This is a genomic window from Rhodanobacter sp. FW021-MT20 (assembly GCF_041107475.1).
GTDB classification, from domain to species: domain Bacteria; phylum Pseudomonadota; class Gammaproteobacteria; order Xanthomonadales; family Rhodanobacteraceae; genus Rhodanobacter_A; species Rhodanobacter_A glycinis.
On the sequence record NZ_JBGBPX010000011.1, the window covers coordinates 1 to 17,122 of the forward strand.

Here is a 17,122-nt window from a genome sequence, read left to right on the forward strand (position 1 = left end):
GCCGGCGAATCGTCGAAAATCTGTCCTCACGCAGCCACTTTTTCGCCTCGAAAGTTTCTACCGCCCACGCTCCTGGGCCGGTTGGCGCGATCCCGTTGCACCGCGATCCTTCATGACTCCACACGAAAAACGCCGGGCGGTTCGCGCCGCCCGGCGTTCGTTTTCAGCTCAACCGGAAACGATCAGTGCATGATCGTGTTCGGGTCCTGCTTGGCCTTCAGTGCCGCGCAGAGCAGGCTCGACTCGCTGGTCTGGGCCAGACCGCGTGCCGCACCGGCGGCATCGTTCACGCGGGTCTTGAAGAACGCCTGCAGGCGATCAACCTCTTCCTTCGAGCAGCTGCCGCCGGCGGCCAGCATCGGCAGGCGACCCCCTGCGAAGCTGCCGGTACGCGCCAGGATCTGCGGGTAGTGGCCGGTGAACCAGCTCCACAACGCGTCACGCTGGGCACGGGTGTCGCGACCACCGCGCAGGATCGATGCCATCTCGCCCACCTTCACCGACTTGTCCAGCGCGAAGTCACGTGCCTCGTTCGCTAATTCCGGTGTCTGTGCGGCGCTGAGTCCGGCGAGGATGCCGTTGCGCAAGGCCGGGTCGGTGGTCTTGGGCAGTTCGGCGATCAAGGCATCGACGGCGCTCTTGCCATTCGTCTGCACCGCCACGCCCAGCGCATCGCCGAGCAGGTCCGGATCGGCCGCGGCCAGGTTCAGGCGACCATCGGCTTTCTTCTGCAGCGCCGCGTCACCCTGCTTGAGCAAGGCCGCACGCACCTGCGGCACATCGAAATCGAACGCCAACGCACCAGCCAGCGTACTGCGCAGCAACGCATCCCCATCGGACTCGCCCGCTTTGCGCACGTAGCCGAGCTGCTCCAGCCGCGGCAGGTAGGCCGATTCGATCCACGAACGGATATGCGCACGCTGGGCGTCGGTGGTGGCCTCGTGGCGATAGATCCACGCGACCTGGCCGATCGGCGCGGTGGCCACTTCGCTGGTCTTGGAATGGGTCAGCGGCTTCAGCGCCATCAGCATGTCGCCGGCATTCAGATCGCCACGCTTGAAGCTGGCGCTGATCGCGTCGGCATAGGCCAATTGCTCGGTGTCGCTGAGCTTGTCCGCCTGCTTGCTGAGCGCGGCCAGTGCGTGCTTGTCGAGGCTGAAGCGGTAATAGCCGCGACCGTCGGCATTCGGCATCACCCAGGTCGGCTTGCTGGCATCGGTCAGCACCATCGAACCGGTGGCCTTGTCGAGCATGTCGCAAGCCACCTTGCTACCGCCGGCCACGCCGTAGCGCACGCACACCGGGATGCCCCAGATGCGCTGGCTGTCGCCGGTGCTGCCCAGTGGCAGGTAACGGCTCTGCTTGAGTTCCAGCACGGTCTTGCCGTCCTTGTGCTCCAGCCGGGTCTGCACGTACGGCACGCCGGACTGGTTGAGGAAGCTCTTGAACGCGTGCTTGAAGGCATCGCCCTTGCCCGCCGCCGTGGCGATCGAATTCACCAGGTCGCTGGCGGTGGCGTTGCCGAACTTGTGCGCTTGGATATAGGCGCGCATGCCCTTCTGGAAGGTCTTCTCGCCGACGTAGCCTTCGAACATGCCGATGACCGCGGCACCCTTCTGGTAGGTAATGCCGTCGAACGCGGTCATGATGTCGCCGTTGCCGGTGATCGGCTGGCGGATCTCGCGCGCGCTGACCAGGCTGTCGTTGTTCATCGCACCCTCGGCGCCGCGCACGCGATCCAGATCGGCGCGGTATTCCGGATGCACTTCCATCGTCACCTTCTGCTGCATCCAGGTGGCGAACGCCTCGTTGAGCCAGATGTCGTTCCACCACGGCATGGTGACGGTGTCGCCGGTCCACTGGTGGGCCAGCTCATGCGCGGTGACGTTGAAGGAACCGCGCACGTTGCGCGCCGGGGAATCCGGGTCGAGCAATAGCAGCCAGTCGCGGAAGGTGACCAGGCCGGCGTTCTCCATCGCGCCGGCGGAGAAATCCGGTGCGGCGAGCAGGTCGAGCTTGTCCCACGGATAGCCGAAGCCGTAATAGTTCTCCAGCGCGTGGATGATGCTCGGCGTCTCGTCGAGCACGTGCTTCATGCGATGGCCCTCGCCCTTGGCGGCGATGCCGCGCAACTGCAGCGGCTCGCTGCGGTACTTGTCGGGCGAAATGTCCGGGGCCTTCACCACGTCCCACGGACCCACCGCGAAAGCCACCAGGTAGGTCGGCAGCGGCTTGGTTTCGGAGAAGGTCAGCGTCTTCCAGCCCTTGCCGGCGGCGACCTGCTTCACCTGCTTGGTGTTGGCCACGCCGACCAGGTTGTCGGGAATGGTCAGGCTGATGTCGAACGGCGTCTTGAACGAGGGCTCGTCGAAACTGGGGAAGGCGAAGCGCGCGCTGATCGGCTCCATCTGCGTCATCGCGTACGCGTTGCCGGCGTAGTTGACCTTGTACAGGCCTTGCAACTGCTGGTTGAGCGGCGCGGTGTAGTCGAACGTCAGGGTGAGCTGCTGCGGCTTCAGCGTGGTGCCGAAATCGACCCGCGCCACGCCCGCCTTCGGCAGCGACGCGATGTACTTGCCGGTGTGCAGCTTGCCGGCGGCATCGGTGATCGTCACCTTGCTCACCTTCAGGTCGGCGCCATCCAGCCAAAGGTGGTCGGAGGCCTTCTTCAGGTTCAGCTTGATGGTGGTGACGCCGGAGAAATTCGCCTGCGACGGATCGACCTTGAACGCGATGTTGTACGACTCGGGCATCGCCCAGCGCGGCAGTCGCCCATTCGGTGCCTGGTCGGCAGAGGCAGCAAGCGCCGAACCGCAACAGGCGGCCAACGCAGTAAGCAGGAGGGGACGGACAAGGTGACGCATGGCGGATTTCCAGCAACGAAGAAGAACCTTGCACGCTAGATCGGGCATGACTATGGACACAGTGCCAAAAGGCATGCCCGCCCCGGCGCCGACAGCAGACGACCCACCATGCAAGCGATGGCTACCCCATCCGGTGCCAAGCCACTTGCAAGGGCCGGAACCCGCTTGCGACCTTTTCCCTTGCCTGTGGAAGATGGGAGCCGGTGCGCGTACCGGGGATCGCCCATGCATTGTCATGATTGATTATTTCAGGCAAAAGCCATAGATAGGAACTATTCCATTCACTGGCCGGAGCCGACGATGAACCTGCGCGATCTGCATTACCTCGTAGCCCTGGCCGAACATCGCCATTTCGGCCATGCGGCCGAGGCCTGCTTCGTCAGCCAGCCCACCTTGTCCACGCAGATCCGCAAGCTGGAAGACGAGCTGGGCGTGTCGCTGGTCGAGCGCACGCCACGCAAGGTGCTGCTGACCGACGTGGGCCGCGAGATCGCCGCCCGCGCGCGCGACGTATTGAACGACGTGGAGCAGATCAAGGGCATCGCCCGACGCACGCTCGACCCGGAATCGGGCACCGTGCGACTGGGCATCTTTCCCACCCTGGCGCCCTACCTGCTGCCGCACGTGGTGCCGCTGGTGCGCAAGCGCTTCCCGCGACTGGAACTGCTGCTGGTGGAGGAAAAGACCGAGGAAGTGCTGCACCGCCTGCACGAGGGTCGGCTCGACGCCGGCATCGTCGCGCTGCCCGTGCACGAGGACAGCCTGCACGCGGAATTCCTGTTCGAGGAACCGTTCCTGCTGGCCGTGCCGCAATCGCATGCGCTGGCGAAGCTGCCGTCGCTGAAGTTGTCCGACCTCAGCACGCAAAGCCTGTTGCTGCTGGAGGATGGCCACTGCCTGCGCGACCAGGCGCTGGAGGTCTGCCACCTGGCCGGCGCCGGCGAACGCACCGGTTTCCGCGCCACCAGCCTGGAGACGTTGCGGCAAATGGTGGCCGCCGACGTGGGCATCACCCTGCTGCCCACGCTGGCGGTCAAGCCGCCGGTGGCGCAGGCGCCGAACGTGCACCTGATCGAGTTCCGCGGGCATCCGCCGAGTCGGCGCATCGCCATGCTGTGGCGCAAGAGTTCGGCCATGGCGGGCTTTCTCAAACAGCTCGCCGACGTGTTCAAGGAACTGCCGAAAAACCTGCTCGACGCACACAGTGCCGCGTCAACGCCGGTATCGGCCAAACCGGCCAAACGGTCCGCCAGCAAAGCTTCCGGCCATAGTCGCAGTCAATCGTCATGATCGAGACAATCAATTTCATTATGCCTTCGCGCATGGCTACGCTCGGTTAGTCGGGGCTTCGCGCCCTCTCAAGCATTGCCCTCCCAGCCCAACGCCACGAGGTGATGTCATGAGCAACCTGAAAGGCTCGAAGACCGAGCAGAATCTGAAAGACGCGTTCGCCGGCGAATCGATGGCCAACCGTCGCTACCTCTACTTCGCCGCCAAGGCCGACGTGGAAGGCTACAACGACGTTTCCGCCGTGTTCCGCTCCACCGCCGAAGGTGAGACCGGCCATGCCCACGGCCACCTGGAATATCTGGAAACCGTCGGCGACCCCGCCACCGGCCTGCCGTTCGGCGAAACCCACCTGAACCTGAAAAGCGCCGTGGCTGGCGAAACGCACGAGTACACCGACATGTACCCGGGCATGGCCAAGGCCGCACGCGAGGAAGGTTTCGACGAGATCGCCGACTGGTTCGAAACCCTCGCCAAGGCCGAGCGCTCGCACGCCAACCGTTTCACCAAGGCATTGGGCGAAATGGGCTGACTTCCCCGGATCACCGGGTAGGAGCGCACCCTGTGCGCGATGGTCTTGCTTCGATCCGTTCCCGGAGCATCGCGCACAGGGTGCGCTCCTGCCGCAGGGGAAATCGTTCGGGCACGGGGTTCCCGCCGATGTGGGGATGCCGTTGCCCGTGGTTCGCCACGGAGAGACGATGATGGCCGACCCCATCGACGAAACGCGCGAAGGCAATCTCGAAGCGCCCACACGGCACCCGCTGGGCCAGGACGACCCCGCCTTCTGGGATGCTTCCGCGCTGGAAGCGGAAATGGAGCGCGTGTTCAACATCTGCCACGGCTGCCGACGCTGCGTCAGTCTGTGCCATGCGTTTCCTACCCTGTTCGACCTGATCGACGAGTCGAAGACGATGGAGATCGACGGGGTCGACAAGGCCGACTACCCCAAGGTCACCGAGCAGTGCTATCTGTGCGACCTGTGCTACCAGACCAAGTGCCCGTACACGCCGCCGCATCCGTGGAACGTGGATTTTCCGCACCTGATGCTACGGGCCAAGGCAGTCGACTTCCGTGAACACGGCGCGCCGCTGTCGGCGAAGATCCTGTCCAACACGCGTGGCGTCGGCAAGCTGGCTTCGATCCCGGTGGTGGTGCAGACCATCAACGCCGCCAACCGCAACACGACTGCGCGCAAACTGCTGGAAAAGACCATGGGCGTGGATGCCAAGGCGCGCGTTCCGGCCTATCACTCGCCCACGGCGCGCAAGCGGCTGAAGGCACTGGACGGCGCCGGCGAGGCACAACCGGCCGGCCGCACGCGCGGCAAGCTGGCGATCTTCGCCACCTGCTACTGCGACCACTCCGCGCCCGGCGTAGTCGAGGACCTGGCCGCCGTGCTCGCGCACAACGCGATCCCGAACAAGCTGGTCGAACAGGAAAGCTGCTGCGGCATGCCCAAGCTGGAGCTGGGTGACCTCGACACGGTGCGGAAATACAAGGATCGCAACATTCCCGTGCTGGCGAAGATGGCTCGCGAAGGCTGGGATTTCACGGCGGCCATTCCCTCCTGCGTGCTGATGTTCAAGCAGGAACTGCCGCTGATGTTTCCCGACGATGCCGACGTGGCGCTGGTGCGCGACCGCTTCTTCGACCCGTTCGAATACCTCGCCGAACGGCACAAGGCCGGTCTGCTGCACACCGACTTCAAGACCTCACTGGGCAAGGTGGCCTGGCAGGTACCGTGCCATCAGCGCGTGCAGAAGATCGGCCCGAAGACGCGCGACATCCTGCAACTGGTACCGGAGACCGAGATCGTCACCATCGAGCGCTGTTCCGGCCACGATGGCACCTATGGCGTGAAGCACAAGACCTACGCGCTGTCGCGCAAGCTGGCCAAGCCGGTGGAAAGTCGCGTGGCCCAGGCCGAGCCCGCGCACTTCACCAGCGACTGCCCGATGGCCGGCGGCCATATCGCGCACGGGATGGACGACCAGCCGGCGGCGGAGCATCCGCTGAGCTTGTTGCGCAAGGCCTATGGTATTTGAGGAGTGAGTGGAGAGGAGTGAGAGAAAACCCTCGCCACCCACCACGCCACGCTCCGCTTCCGGCTCTATCTCACTCCTCACTCCTCTCCACTCACTCCTCGCTTCCTGCCCTTCTCCACTCACTCCTCGCCTCATGGACAAACTGACCCGCACCGACCTGCTCTCCCTCGAAGCCTACGCCGCGCAACGTGCCGACTTCCGCATCCGCGTGATGGCGCACAAGAAGCAGCGCACCGTACACATGGGCGAGCACCTCACCCTGATCTTCGAAGACCGCCTGAGCATCCAGTACCAGGTGCAGGAGATGCTGCGTATCGAACGCATCTTCGAAGCGGCGGGCATCGACGACGAACTAGGAGCCTACAACCCGCTGATCCCGGATGGCCGCAACCTCAAGGCCACCCTGATGGTGGAATACGCCGACGCGGAGGAACGCAAGCGCGAGCTGGTGCGCCTGCGCGGCATCGAACACGCCATCGTATTGACCGTGCAAGGCCATGCTCCCTCCATCGCGATTGCCGACGAGGACATGGAACGCAGCAACGACGAGAAGACCTCCGCCGTGCACTTCCTGCGCTTCGAGCTGGACGACGCGATGATTGCGGCATGGAATGGCGGCGCCCCCGTCACTGTCGCCTCGACGCTGCCGGCGTTACCGGTGGAAGCCGCGCTCACGCCCGAACAGCGCTGCATGCTGGCCGCCGACTTCGCCTGAGTCGCGCCTGCCTGCGATGTCAGGCGCTCAGCCGGTCCGGCGTCGGCATGCACGTCACGCCAGTGCCTTCCAGCCCGCAATAGCCATGCGGATGCACGGACAGATACTGCTGGTGTTCGTCCTCGGCGAAATAGAACGGGCCGGCCAGCGCAATCTCGGTGGTCACGGTGTCGAAACCCGCGCGCTGCAGTTCCGACTGATAGAGCCGCGCCGAATCCTCGGCCATCGCCAGTTGCGCAACGGTGGACGTATAGATGGCCGAACGGTACTGCGTGCCCATGTCATTGCCCTGGCGCATGCCCTGGGTCGGGTCATGGCTTTCCCAGAACACGCGCAACAGCGCCGGCAGACTGGTCACTTTCGGGTCATAGACCACCCGTACCACTTCCGCATGGCCGGTCATGCCGGTGCAGACTTCGCGATACGTGGGATTGGGCGTGTAGCCGCCGGCATAACCTGCCGCCGTGGTCAGCACGCCGGGAAAATCCCAGAACCGGTGTTCCGCGCCCCAGAAACAGCCCATGCCGAACAGCACCGATTCGCTGTCCGGAAATGCTTCGGACAGCAACGATCGGCCGTGCACATGGTGGCCTTCCCTTGGCAAGATGGCTTGTTCGCGCCCCGGCAGCGCGTCATCGCGGCGTGGCATCCGCTGTTTCCAGGCTCCCACTCCCAACATGGACATCTCCTTGAGTCCTGCGCAATCGTGCGCTCGCCGTCAGTAACGCAGCAGGGCGTGCAGCGGTGTACCGCCCAGCCAGCGGTCGCGTCCGTGCAGGGCGGCCAGTTCGATAACCACGGCTGCACCGATCAGTTCGCCGCCCAGTTGCGCCACCAGTTCCCGGGCCGCCACCAGCGTGCCGCCGGTGGCCAGTACATCGTCGATGATCAGCGTTCTTTCGCCCGCGCACAGTGCCTTGCTTCCCACTTCCAGACGGTCGCTGCCGTATTCGAGCTGGTAATCCGTCCCCAGTACCGGCGGCGGCAGCTTGCCTGCCTTGCGGATCGGCACGAAGCCGGCGCCCAGCTTCAGCGCCAGGGCGGCACCGAAAATGAAACCGCGCGACTCGATCCCGCAGACAGCTTGTACGCACTGCCCCTGCCCCTGCCCCTGCCACGGCTCGGCCAGCGCGTCGATGCAGCGGGCAAACCCCTCGGCATCGGCCAACAAGGGCGACACATCGCGGAACAGCACGCCGGGCCGGGGGAAATCGGGCACGGCGGTGACCAGGTGTTCAAAGGGCGACATGGAACCTCCAGCGGAATATCAGACCACGCGACGACGCGGCCGCAACGTTCCCAGCAGGATACCCGCCAGTGCCAGCAGCAGGCCCAGCCAGTCGCTCGCCGAGGTGACCCGATGGAACAGCAACACATCCAGCACGAAAGCCAGCGCCGGCTGCAACAGCAGCAGCAAACCCACCAGTGACGCCGGCAGCCGCGGCATTGCACGCACCATCAGCAACCACGCCACGACCTGGCCAAAGAAACCCAGGCCCAGCAGCGCACTCCAGTTACGCAGGCCATGCAATGCAAAGCTGTCGCCTTCCAGCCAGCCCCACAGCCATAACAGCAGCGCAGCCAGCAAACTCATCAGGCCCAGAAGCTGTGCCGCCGACAGCTGCGTATGTCCGGACAGGGCGCGACGGAAACTGAGCAGATAAGCGGTATAGGCCAACGCGCTGCCCAGGCCCAGCCACACGCCGAGTCGATGCCGGGCATCGAACATCGACCAGTGCGCGCCCACCAGCAGCCATAACCCCAGCACGGCCAGCAACATGCCCGGTACAAAACCGCGCGCCAATTTTTCCCGATAGAAAACCACGCCGACCAGCGCCAGCAGGAATACCTGCACATTGGTCAACAGGGTTGCCACACCCGGCCCCACCCACAGGATGCTGTGGTGCCACTGCGCCAGGTCGGCGGCAAAGCACACGGCCGGCAGCAGGGCCAGCAGCCAATCGCGCCGGCTGACTCGCTGCCATTGCCCGCGCAAGACCACCCAGCCCAGCAGGATCACGCCGCCGAACAGCATGCGGTAGAACGCCGACACCGTCGGCGCCACCTGCGCCAGCACCACGAAGATGCTGGTGGTGGACAGCAGCATCGCGCCCAGCCCCATGCGCACCACGGCAGCGGGCACCGACAAGGCCTCGGCGCGCGATGGCGCGCTCGTGGAAGTCATCGTCATCGACAGGTCAGCAGGGGGCGGGCTGCAGGTCGTCCGGGGCGTCGCCGGCCTCGTCCAGCGCCTGGCGCGCCTCGACCAGCATCGCCTCGATCTCGCGCACGATGCCCTCGGCCGCAGGCAGGCTCGATTCGGGCACCAGCACCGTCATGTAGTCGCGCGCCGGCAACTGGCCAACCGCACCCATCAGGTATTCGCCGCCGATGAAGGCCGGAATCTCCGCCCGTTCCAGTGCATCCTTCACCAGATGGGCGTCGAACAGGTTTTCGGCTCGATAGGCAATGCGCATGACTGCACGCTACCCCGGCCACCCGGGCTCCGCAAGCAAGCCGGTCCAGAACGCACGAATCCCCGCCACGCCCTGTCCGCCAGCCTGCCGCGCGATCTCCATCTGAGCCGGCGCGACACCGCCCAGCGCGTAGACCGGCAATGCCGCCGCCTCGACCAGTTCGCCAAAGCGTGCCCAGCCCAACGGTGAAGCCTGCGGATGACTGCGCGTGGCCGCCAGCGGCGACAAGGTGGCGAAGTCGGCACCAATCCGCACCGCCTGCGCCAGTTGTGGCGCATCGTGGCAACTGGCGCCCACCGGCTGACTCCACGGCAACGGACGTTCGGCCAGCGTCGACAGTTGGGCGGTCTTCAGATGTACGCCCACGCCCGGCCCCAGCTGGCGGGCGCCCTCGATATCGGCATTGAGCAGCAGTTGCGCGTCGTGCGCACGCGCCGTCGGCAGCAACCGGGCGGCCAGTTCGCGTACCGCTGCTACCGGCCATGCCGGCAAGCGCAGTTGCAGCAAGCGGGCACCTTGCTCGATAGCTTCACTGACCCGGCAGAAAAGGGATTCGGCAGCCGTTGATGGCAGGTCGGCCGGCGTGATCGGGTAGCGCGACGGCAGGCGTAGCGTCTGCAGGATGGCGCGGTCGGCGGGCGCCAGCATTGTCGGATCCACCTGCCGCGGCTCACACCACTGCAAGGCCTGGTTGTCCAGTGAGGCCGGCGCTCCCTGCCAGCGGGTGACCTGCCAGACATCGAGGTGCAGGCCACGTTCGCCGTAAGCCCACGGCACCCGGGTCAGCGGTGTGCAACTGAGCGGGTCGATCTCGATGCCCAGCTCCTCGCGCAGTTCACGCGCCAAGGCAATCAGCGGGGTTTCACCGGGCTCGAGTTTGCCGCCGGGAAATTCCCACAACCCGGCCAGATGCTTGCCGGGCGGCCGCTGTGCCAACAGCACGCGGCCATCCGTATCGCGCAGCGCGCCGGCCATCACGTGCATCGGCGGCAGGCGCGGCGTCATGCGATGAAGGCTCAGGAGCCGTGGACGTATTCGACCATGTCGAAATCGTAGGCGTGCTCGGCATCCTTCTTGTGATGCGTACGCGAAACCTCGGTCCACTCGCTGAAATGCACGCCCGGGAAGAAGGTGTCCGCGCCATCGATCGCGGCGTTCACCCAGGTCAGGTACAGCCGGCGAGCGAACGGCAGCGCTTCGCGGAACACCTGGCCGCCGCCGATCACCATCAGGCCGGTGCCGCCGCAGCGGGCCTGCGCCTCGTCGATCGAACGCACGGTGATCTGGCCGGGGAACGGCGCCTCGTGCTTGCGCGACAACACCAGGTTGGTGCGGTCGGGCAGCGCCTTGCCGATCGACACGGCCGTGTTGTAACCCATCAAGACGTACTTGCCGGTGGTGAGCTGCTTGAACCAACGCAAGTCATCCGGCAAATGCCAGGGCAGCTCGCCCTTGCGGCCTATGGCCAGATTCTCATCCAGCGCTGCGATCAACGAAATGGCCATCGGTGCTCCAGTAAAACCTGAAAGTGGGGTAGATCGAACGGCACATGTGGCGGCAGCACAGCCACCTCATCCTGACCGGGTATTGTATAGCGAGTCAGGAGGACGAACGAGCATGGCCATGGTAACGGGATTCCTTGTCGCGGCGGCGCTGGCCGCCGGTCCATCCGCCACACCGCTGGCGTCCGCCCAGGTGGTGCCTACCACCTATGAGGCGGGCCATTTCTATGCCACGCCGGAAACGGCCGATGGGCATCGACTCAGACTGCAGGTCGATACCGGCGGTGGTGGCAACGCGACGATGTACTGGATCAGCGCTGCGGCGGCAAAACGGCTCGGCCTGAAAACCGCCAATTGCCTGCTGGACAAGCAGCCGACCCCGGTGGCGCCACTACCCGATTACCGCCCCGGACACGGCCTGCCTCCGCCGGCACCCAACCCGTGCGGAAACGCGCTGCTGGTAGCACCCAAGGGAACCGGCGATGCAGATGGGCAACTGGGCGGCGCGTATCTTTCGGGTGGTCTCGCCTGGACTTTCGACTACCCGGCGAAACGACTGATTGCAGAAGGTTCGGCATGGCGTCCCGATGCCCGCGCACACGCCACACCACTGGGGTTCCAGCGCGACGACAAAGGCGAAATGACCGACGGTTTTGCCCGCATTACCCTCCACGTCGACGGCCAGCCGCTGGAGATGCTGCTGGATACCGGCGCCACGGCGCATCCTTCGGCCGCTGGAGAAAAAGCCAGTGGCACACCGACGGTCAACGGCATTGGCGTCGCCAGCTACATCACCACCAGTGTGATGAATCGCTGGCACAAGGCGCACCCGGGCTGGCGCGTGGTGGCGAAGGGTGACGATTTGGCCGGTGCCAGGTACGCGGCAAGGTTGATCGAAGTGCCGAAGGTGGATATCGCCGGCTGGACAGTGGGCCCGGTGTGGTTCACCGAGCGCCCCGATACGGCCTTCCACGATTTCATGTCGAGCATGATGGACAAGCGTGTCGAAGGCGCCGCCGGCGGCAACATCTTCCAGCACTTCGTGATGAGCATCGACTACCCGCACACCACCGCGTATTTCCGCTGCGTGCGCGGCTGCAAGGCCGTCGCTACACCGCCACCGGCGCCTTGATCGCCGGGTACGGATCGTAGCCTTCGATGGCGATGTCCTCGTAGCGGAAATCTTCCAACGCGCGCACGTCCGGGTTCAGCACCAGCCGCGGCAACGGTCGCGGCTCACGCGTCAGTTGCAAGCGCGCCTGCTCGACGTGGTTGTTGTACAGGTGCGCATCGCCCAGCGTGTGCACGAAATCGCCCACGCCCAGTCCGCACACCTGCGCCACCATGTGGGTGAGCAGCGCATAGCTGGCGATGTTGAACGGCACGCCGAGGAAAATGTCGCCGGAACGCTGGTAGAGCTGGCAGCTCAATTTTCCATCAGCGACGTAGAACTGGAACATCGTGTGGCACGGCATCAGCGCCATCTTCGGCAGCTCGCCCACGTTCCAGGCGCTGACGATCAGGCGGCGCGAATCGGGGTTGCGACGGATCTCGTCGACCACCCAGCGGATCTGGTCCACCGCGCCGCCATCGGCGGTCGGCCAGCTGCGCCATTGCTTGCCGTAGACCGGCCCGAGGTCGCCGTTCGCGTCGGCCCATTCGTCCCAGATGCTGACGCCGTGTTCCTTCAGATACGCGATGTTGGTATCGCCACGCAGGAACCAGATCAGCTCGTGCACGATCGACTTCAGGTGCAGCTTCTTGGTGGTGACCAGCGGGAAGCCATCGTTGAGGTCGAAACGCATCTGCCAGCCGAACACGCTCTTCGTGCCAGTGCCGGTGCGATCGGATTTTTCGGTGCCGTGGTCGAGGACGTGGCGTAACAGGTCGAGATAGGCGCGCATGGGCCAAGGATAGCCGATAGGCACATGACAACGGTCACTCGCGGCGTGCCGGGCACCGGCCTAGACTCGGGCTTTTCCAGGCACGGGACACACGTCATGGCGCAGTGGTACTTCAGTTACGGCAAGAACACCCCACGCATCGGCCCGCTCGACGACGCGGCCGCCCGCGCGCAGGCGCAGCGCCAGCCCGGCGGCTACTGCTGGCGCGAGGGCTTCGCCGAATGGATCCCGATTCGCGATGCTTCCGAGCTGTCCGCCGCGGGCACGAACCTTGGTGCGACGCTGGCGCCGCCACCGATGCCGACCGGTGCAGGCGGCAGTGCCGACGAGATCGATTACCGCATCGTCGGCCACGACATGCAGTTCGTCGAGATCGAGCTGGACCCGGGCGAGAGCGCGGTCGCCGAGGCCGGCGCGCTGATGTACAAGGAATCGGCCATCCAGATGGACACCGTGTTCGGCGACGGTTCCAGCAGCAGCGGCCAGAGCGGTAGCGGCCTGATGGACAAGCTGCTTTCTGCCGGCAAGCGCGTGATCACCGGCGAAAGCCTGTTCACCACGGTGTTCACCCACACCGGCAGCGGCAAGGCCAAGGTGGCCTTCGCCGCGCCCTACCCCGGCACGGTGATGGCGATGAAGCTGTCCGACCACGGCGGCCGGTTGATCTGCCAGAAGGATTCGTTCCTGGCCGGCGCACGCGGCGTGCGGCTGGGCATCTTCTTCCAGCGCAAGATCCTTACCGGTCTGTTCGGCGGCGAGGGCTTCATCATGCAGAAGCTGGAAGGCGACGGCTGGGTGTTCGTGCACGCCGGCGGCACCATGGTGGAGCGCGAACTGGCGCCCGGCGAACGACTGGATGTCGACACCGGTTGCGTGGTGGCCTTCCACGACACGGTCAGCATGGACGTGCGCCCGGTCGGCGGCATCAAGAGCATGCTGTTTGGCGGCGAAGGCGTATTCCTCGCCACGCTCAGCGGACCGGGCAAGGTCTGGTTGCAATCGCTGCCGTTCTCGCGCCTGGCCGGACGCATGCTGGTCGCCGCGCCGCAAGGCGGCGATCAGCGCCGCGGTGAGGGCTCCATCCTCGGTGGTCTCGGCGACCTGATCGGCGGCGACCGCAACTTCTAGCCTCGCGCCTTTCTCCCTCTCCCTCTCCCCTCCGGGGAGAGGGTCGGGGTGAGGGGCCAACCTCGCGGCGATGTAGCTACGCAGCGACACTCCGCCCGCAACACGTCCGCGAGCACCCGCCCCTCACCTCAGTCCTCTCCCCAAAGGGGAGAGGAAGCAAAGCATCACCCGCCGACCTTCGCCAACGGCAGGAGCGGTGCCCGCCGCGACATCCACAACAGCACCAGTCCCACCGCGATCAGCGGCAGCGATTGCATCTGTCCCATCGTCACCCAGTGCGTGCCGTACAGGTAGCCGAGTTGCGGATCGGGCACGCGCACAAACTCCACCGCGAAGCGGAACACGCCGTACATCAGCGCGAACAGGCCGGAGATCAGGTAACGCGGCCTGGGCTTCATCGACACCAGCCACAGCACCGCGAACATCACCACGCCCTCCAGCGCCAGCTCGTACAGCTCGGACGGATGCCGCGGCAGGCCGCCGTAGCGCTGCATCAGCGACGACCAGGCCGGATGCGCGGCAACGTATTGCAGATCTTCACCACGGGCCTCCGGGAAAATCATCGCCCACGACACCGTGCCGGGCTTGCCCCAGAGTTCGCCGTTGATGAAGTTGCCCAGCCGTCCGAGGCCCAGGCCGATCGGCACCAGCGGTGCCACGAAATCCATTGTGTCGAAGAAATGCAGCTTCTGCTTGTGCGACCACCACAGCGCGGCCACCAGCACGCCAAGCAGGCCGCCGTGGAAACTCATGCCGCCATCCCACACCTTGAACAGCGCCAGCGGCGTGGTCCAGATCCAGTGCAGGCCACCGGCGTAATAGAACAGCATGTACCAGATGCGACCGCCGATGATCACGCCCATCATGCCGTAGAAGAACAGGTCGCTCAGTGCATCCCGGGTGACCGGCAGGCGGCCGCGCCGGCGCCGGTATTCGCCCAGCACGATCGCGCAGAGGAAGCCCAGCAGGTACATCAACCCGTACCAATGCACCTGCACCGGCCCGAGGTGGAAAGCCACCGGATTCAAGTGAACAACGTAAGGCTGCGACATGGGCCATCCGGACGAGGCAAAGACCGCAGTTTAGCCGCAGCGGCCTACCTGCGGCGGCACAAGCGACCATAAGCCTCAGGCTTGGTTACACTGGAGCCGGGTTGGCCGCATTCGGCTGGGGAGTCGATTGCCACGGAATGGCCATGCCCCAACCACATCAGGGGAAATCGATGTCCACCTTCGCAATGCGAGCCATGCTGGCCGCGGGCTGCCTGCTGCTGTTCACCACGACCGTCGCGGCCACGCCGCAGCTCATTCCCGTAGAAACTTTCGCCCGCCACGCCAGCGTGCTGATGCCGCGGCTGTCGCCCGATGGAAAGTACGTGGCCTTGCGCATGGATGACGGCGACGAACACGCACTCGTCGTCTATCAGATCAGCGACATGAGCCATCCGGTGAGCATGCTGCGCATGCCCAAGTTCCAGCTGCCCGTCGACATCGCCTGGGTCGGATCGACCCGATTGATCGTGGTCAAGGGGCGCGAATTCGGCTCGATCGGCAAACCGGAAAGCACCGGCGAAATCCTCGCCACGGATGTCGACGGCAAGCACCAGGACTACCTGTTCGGTTACAAGGGCGGCTACGGCAGTCGCGCCGACACACGCAATGGCGACCACGGCTGGGGCTCGATCGACGGCCTGCCCGAGCCTGCCAACAATCATTTCTACATGGGTGCCCAGCTCTGGAACAGCGACAACCACAGCTGGCTGTACGACGTCGATGCGGTGAAGAACACCCGGCATCTGATCGGGGATATCGGCGTGAACGGGCTGGATTTCACCGTGGGCCCCGACGGCAAGGCCCACTTCGCCTACGGCACCAACAACGACTTCGATTACGTGGTCTACCACCGCCAACCCGACGGCTGGGCGCCCTATGCCGGGAAGCTACCCGGGCACAGCCTTGCCCCGATCCGCTTTGCGCCCGACCACCAGCACATCTACGCCTATGACAGCGATCACGGGGCCCCGGCCGACCTGATCGAACAAGACGAAAATGGCGGCGATCGCAAGGTACTGGCCAAGGCCGGTTTCGGCAGCATCGGCGACCTGCAATGGACGGCGCCGCCGTTGCAGCCCTTCGCTGCCATCAGCGATACCGGCACGCCGCAAGTCACCTACATCCAGCCAAACCTGCCCGCCGCCAAGTTGTATCGGGCGCTGAGCCTGAAGTTTCCCGGCGAGTTCGTCGACTTCATCAACTTCAGCGAAGACGGCAAAGAGCTGCTGTTTTCAGTCAGCAGCGATCGCGATCCCGGCACGTATTACCTGATCGACACGCAGCACTACAAGGTCCTCAAGCTGTTTTCCGTGGCGCCATGGATCAACCCTGCGCAGATGGCCGAACGCATACCGATGCACTTCAAGGCCAGTGACGGCCTCGAACTGGAAGCCATCCTCACCGTTCCCAACCATGTCCCCATGAACAACCTGCCGATGGTGCTGCTGCCCCACGGCGGTCCCCACGGCATCAGCGACACCTGGTTTTTCGACGAGGATGCGCAGTTCCTCGCCAGCCGCGGCTATCTGGTATTGCAGGTGAACTACCGTGGCTCCGGCGGTCGTGGCTACGCCTTCAAGGAAGCCGGCTACCTGAAGTGGGGCACGCGCATCCAGCAGGATCTGATCGACGGCGTGAAGTGGGCGGAGGCGCAGCACTATGCCGACCCCAAGCGGGTGTGCGTCTACGGCGCCAGTTTCGGCGGCTACTCGGCGATGATGTCGGTGATCCGCGCGCCGGGCCTGTTCAAGTGCGCGGTGGGTTACGCCGGCATCTACGACCTGGCGATGATGTACAAGAAGGGCGACATTCGCGAGCGCGCCGCAGGTCGGAGTTACCTGCGCACGGTGATTGGCAGGAACGATGCCGATCTCGATGCCAACTCGCCGGACAAGCTGGCCGACCGCATCGACGTACCCGTGCTGCTGGTGCACGGCAAGGACGACCAGCGCGCCCCGTTTGCCCAGGCCAAGGCCATGCGCGATGCACTGGAAGCCGCCCACAAGCCCTTCGAATGGCTGGTCAAGCCCGGCGAGGGCCACGGTTTCTACAGCGAAAAGGACAACGTGGATTTCCTCAACCACCTGCAGGCCTTCCTCGCCAAGTACATCGGCCCGGGCGCGGAGCCCGCCAACTGAGCCTGTT

The 17,122-nt window shown here is 65.1% G+C and carries 16 protein-coding genes; 7 read left to right on the forward strand and 9 right to left on the reverse strand.

Going from position 1 to position 17,122, the window contains the following annotated elements; genetic code table 11:
• Window positions 1-182 precede the first annotated feature (182 nt).
• Window positions 183-2,864 carry a M1 family metallopeptidase gene (locus AB7849_RS12310; protein ID WP_037100472.1) on the reverse strand — a complete coding sequence of 894 codons (2,682 nt, stop codon included), beginning with the start codon at window positions 2,862-2,864 and terminating at the stop codon, window positions 183-185.
• A gap of 300 nt (window positions 2,865-3,164) precedes the next feature.
• Here AB7849_RS12310 and oxyR point away from each other — a divergent pair, with 300 nt between their 5' ends.
• The 4 genes from oxyR to AB7849_RS12330 all read left to right on the forward strand — a co-directional run bounded on the left by oxyR (window position 3,165) and on the right by AB7849_RS12330 (window position 6,914).
• On the forward strand, window positions 3,165-4,154 hold the full coding sequence (gene oxyR, locus AB7849_RS12315; protein ID WP_369501114.1) for a DNA-binding transcriptional regulator OxyR: 990 nt from the start codon (window positions 3,165-3,167) through the stop codon (window positions 4,152-4,154).
• A 109-nt stretch (window positions 4,155-4,263) separates the two neighbouring features.
• Window positions 4,264-4,683 carry a rubrerythrin family protein gene (locus tag AB7849_RS12320; RefSeq protein ID WP_008212885.1) on the forward strand — a complete coding sequence of 140 codons (420 nt, stop codon included), beginning with the start codon at window positions 4,264-4,266 and terminating at the stop codon, window positions 4,681-4,683.
• 169 nt (window positions 4,684-4,852) lie between these two features.
• Window positions 4,853-6,199, forward strand: a complete 1,347-nt coding sequence (locus tag AB7849_RS12325; RefSeq protein WP_008212887.1) for a heterodisulfide reductase-related iron-sulfur binding cluster — start codon at window positions 4,853-4,855, stop codon at window positions 6,197-6,199.
• A 133-nt stretch (window positions 6,200-6,332) separates the two neighbouring features.
• Entirely contained in the window at window positions 6,333-6,914 is a 582-nt protein-coding gene (locus tag AB7849_RS12330; protein WP_008212888.1) for a DUF3501 family protein, read from the forward strand.
• Between the two features lie 19 nt (window positions 6,915-6,933).
• Here the strand turns inward: AB7849_RS12330 and msrA are convergent, their stop codons facing one another.
• Genes msrA through AB7849_RS12360 form a run of 6 tightly spaced genes read right to left on the reverse strand, consistent with a single transcriptional unit; the run spans window position 6,934 to window position 10,896 of the window.
• A complete protein-coding gene (msrA, locus tag AB7849_RS12335) occupies window positions 6,934-7,593 on the reverse strand; it encodes a peptide-methionine (S)-S-oxide reductase MsrA (RefSeq protein ID WP_037100487.1) in 660 nt (219 codons plus the stop codon).
• Window positions 7,594-7,632: 39 nt separating this feature from the next.
• A complete protein-coding gene (locus AB7849_RS12340) occupies window positions 7,633-8,163 on the reverse strand; it encodes an adenine phosphoribosyltransferase (protein ID WP_008212894.1) in 531 nt (176 codons plus the stop codon).
• Between the two features lie 18 nt (window positions 8,164-8,181).
• Window positions 8,182-9,099 (reverse strand): DMT family transporter, encoded by a 918-nt coding sequence (locus AB7849_RS12345; RefSeq protein ID WP_237711851.1) that lies wholly within the window; start codon window positions 9,097-9,099, stop codon window positions 8,182-8,184.
• 13 nt (window positions 9,100-9,112) lie between these two features.
• Window positions 9,113-9,391 carry a putative signal transducing protein gene (locus tag AB7849_RS12350; protein ID WP_008212898.1) on the reverse strand — a complete coding sequence of 93 codons (279 nt, stop codon included), beginning with the start codon at window positions 9,389-9,391 and terminating at the stop codon, window positions 9,113-9,115.
• Window positions 9,392-9,400: 9 nt separating this feature from the next.
• A complete protein-coding gene (locus tag AB7849_RS12355) occupies window positions 9,401-10,396 on the reverse strand; it encodes a Nudix family hydrolase (RefSeq protein WP_008212900.1) in 996 nt (331 codons plus the stop codon).
• Window positions 10,397-10,407: 11 nt separating this feature from the next.
• A complete protein-coding gene (locus tag AB7849_RS12360; RefSeq protein WP_008212903.1) occupies window positions 10,408-10,896 on the reverse strand; it encodes a dihydrofolate reductase in 489 nt (162 codons plus the stop codon).
• 112 nt (window positions 10,897-11,008) lie between these two features.
• Between AB7849_RS12360 and AB7849_RS12365 the strand changes: the two genes are divergently transcribed.
• A complete protein-coding gene (locus AB7849_RS12365; protein WP_008212905.1) occupies window positions 11,009-12,025 on the forward strand; it encodes a hypothetical protein in 1,017 nt (338 codons plus the stop codon).
• Here AB7849_RS12365 and AB7849_RS12370 read toward each other — a convergent pair.
• Entirely contained in the window at window positions 12,003-12,797 is a 795-nt protein-coding gene (locus tag AB7849_RS12370; RefSeq protein ID WP_008212906.1) for a thymidylate synthase, read from the reverse strand. The two genes, AB7849_RS12365 and AB7849_RS12370, sit on opposite strands and share 23 nt — an antisense overlap.
• Before the next feature lie 96 nt (window positions 12,798-12,893).
• Between AB7849_RS12370 and AB7849_RS12375 the strand changes: the two genes are divergently transcribed.
• On the forward strand, window positions 12,894-13,925 hold the full coding sequence (locus tag AB7849_RS12375; protein ID WP_008212913.1) for a TIGR00266 family protein: 1,032 nt from the start codon (window positions 12,894-12,896) through the stop codon (window positions 13,923-13,925).
• A 164-nt stretch (window positions 13,926-14,089) separates the two neighbouring features.
• On the opposite strand, the gene lgt is transcribed toward AB7849_RS12375, so the two are convergent.
• Entirely contained in the window at window positions 14,090-14,977 is an 888-nt protein-coding gene (gene lgt / locus AB7849_RS12380; RefSeq protein ID WP_008212916.1) for a prolipoprotein diacylglyceryl transferase, read from the reverse strand.
• Between the two features lie 170 nt (window positions 14,978-15,147).
• Between lgt and AB7849_RS12385 the strand changes: the two genes are divergently transcribed.
• Window positions 15,148-17,115 (forward strand): alpha/beta hydrolase family protein, encoded by a 1,968-nt coding sequence (locus AB7849_RS12385; RefSeq protein WP_369501115.1) that lies wholly within the window; start codon window positions 15,148-15,150, stop codon window positions 17,113-17,115.
• The last annotated feature ends 7 nt before the right edge of the window (window positions 17,116-17,122 follow it).

What these genes read in the sequence shown, in the direction of transcription:
- AB7849_RS12355 (WP_008212900.1), bottom strand. Translation starts at nt 10,396, where the DNA reads ATGACGCCGCGCCTGCCGCCGATGCACGTGATGGCCGGCGCGCTGCGC.
- AB7849_RS12340 (WP_008212894.1), bottom strand. Translation starts at nt 8,163, where the DNA reads ATGTCGCCCTTTGAACACCTGGTCACCGCCGTGCCCGATTTCCCCCGG.
- AB7849_RS12345 (WP_237711851.1), bottom strand. Translation starts at nt 9,099, where the DNA reads ATGACTTCCACGAGCGCGCCATCGCGCGCCGAGGCCTTGTCGGTGCCC.
- AB7849_RS12365 (WP_008212905.1), top strand. Translation starts at nt 11,009, where the DNA reads ATGGCCATGGTAACGGGATTCCTTGTCGCGGCGGCGCTGGCCGCCGGT.
- AB7849_RS12385 (WP_369501115.1), top strand. Translation starts at nt 15,148, where the DNA reads ATGTCCACCTTCGCAATGCGAGCCATGCTGGCCGCGGGCTGCCTGCTG.
- AB7849_RS12350 (WP_008212898.1), bottom strand. Translation starts at nt 9,391, where the DNA reads ATGCGCATTGCCTATCGAGCCGAAAACCTGTTCGACGCCCATCTGGTG.
- lgt (WP_008212916.1), bottom strand. Translation starts at nt 14,977, where the DNA reads ATGTCGCAGCCTTACGTTGTTCACTTGAATCCGGTGGCTTTCCACCTC.
- AB7849_RS12360 (WP_008212903.1), bottom strand. Translation starts at nt 10,896, where the DNA reads ATGGCCATTTCGTTGATCGCAGCGCTGGATGAGAATCTGGCCATAGGC.
- AB7849_RS12320 (WP_008212885.1), top strand. Translation starts at nt 4,264, where the DNA reads ATGAGCAACCTGAAAGGCTCGAAGACCGAGCAGAATCTGAAAGACGCG.
- AB7849_RS12370 (WP_008212906.1), bottom strand. Translation starts at nt 12,797, where the DNA reads ATGCGCGCCTATCTCGACCTGTTACGCCACGTCCTCGACCACGGCACC.
- AB7849_RS12325 (WP_008212887.1), top strand. Translation starts at nt 4,853, where the DNA reads ATGATGGCCGACCCCATCGACGAAACGCGCGAAGGCAATCTCGAAGCG.
- msrA (WP_037100487.1), bottom strand. Translation starts at nt 7,593, where the DNA reads ATGTTGGGAGTGGGAGCCTGGAAACAGCGGATGCCACGCCGCGATGAC.
- oxyR (WP_369501114.1), top strand. Translation starts at nt 3,165, where the DNA reads ATGAACCTGCGCGATCTGCATTACCTCGTAGCCCTGGCCGAACATCGC.
- AB7849_RS12330 (WP_008212888.1), top strand. Translation starts at nt 6,333, where the DNA reads ATGGACAAACTGACCCGCACCGACCTGCTCTCCCTCGAAGCCTACGCC.
- AB7849_RS12310 (WP_037100472.1), bottom strand. Translation starts at nt 2,864, where the DNA reads ATGCGTCACCTTGTCCGTCCCCTCCTGCTTACTGCGTTGGCCGCCTGT.
- AB7849_RS12375 (WP_008212913.1), top strand. Translation starts at nt 12,894, where the DNA reads ATGGCGCAGTGGTACTTCAGTTACGGCAAGAACACCCCACGCATCGGC.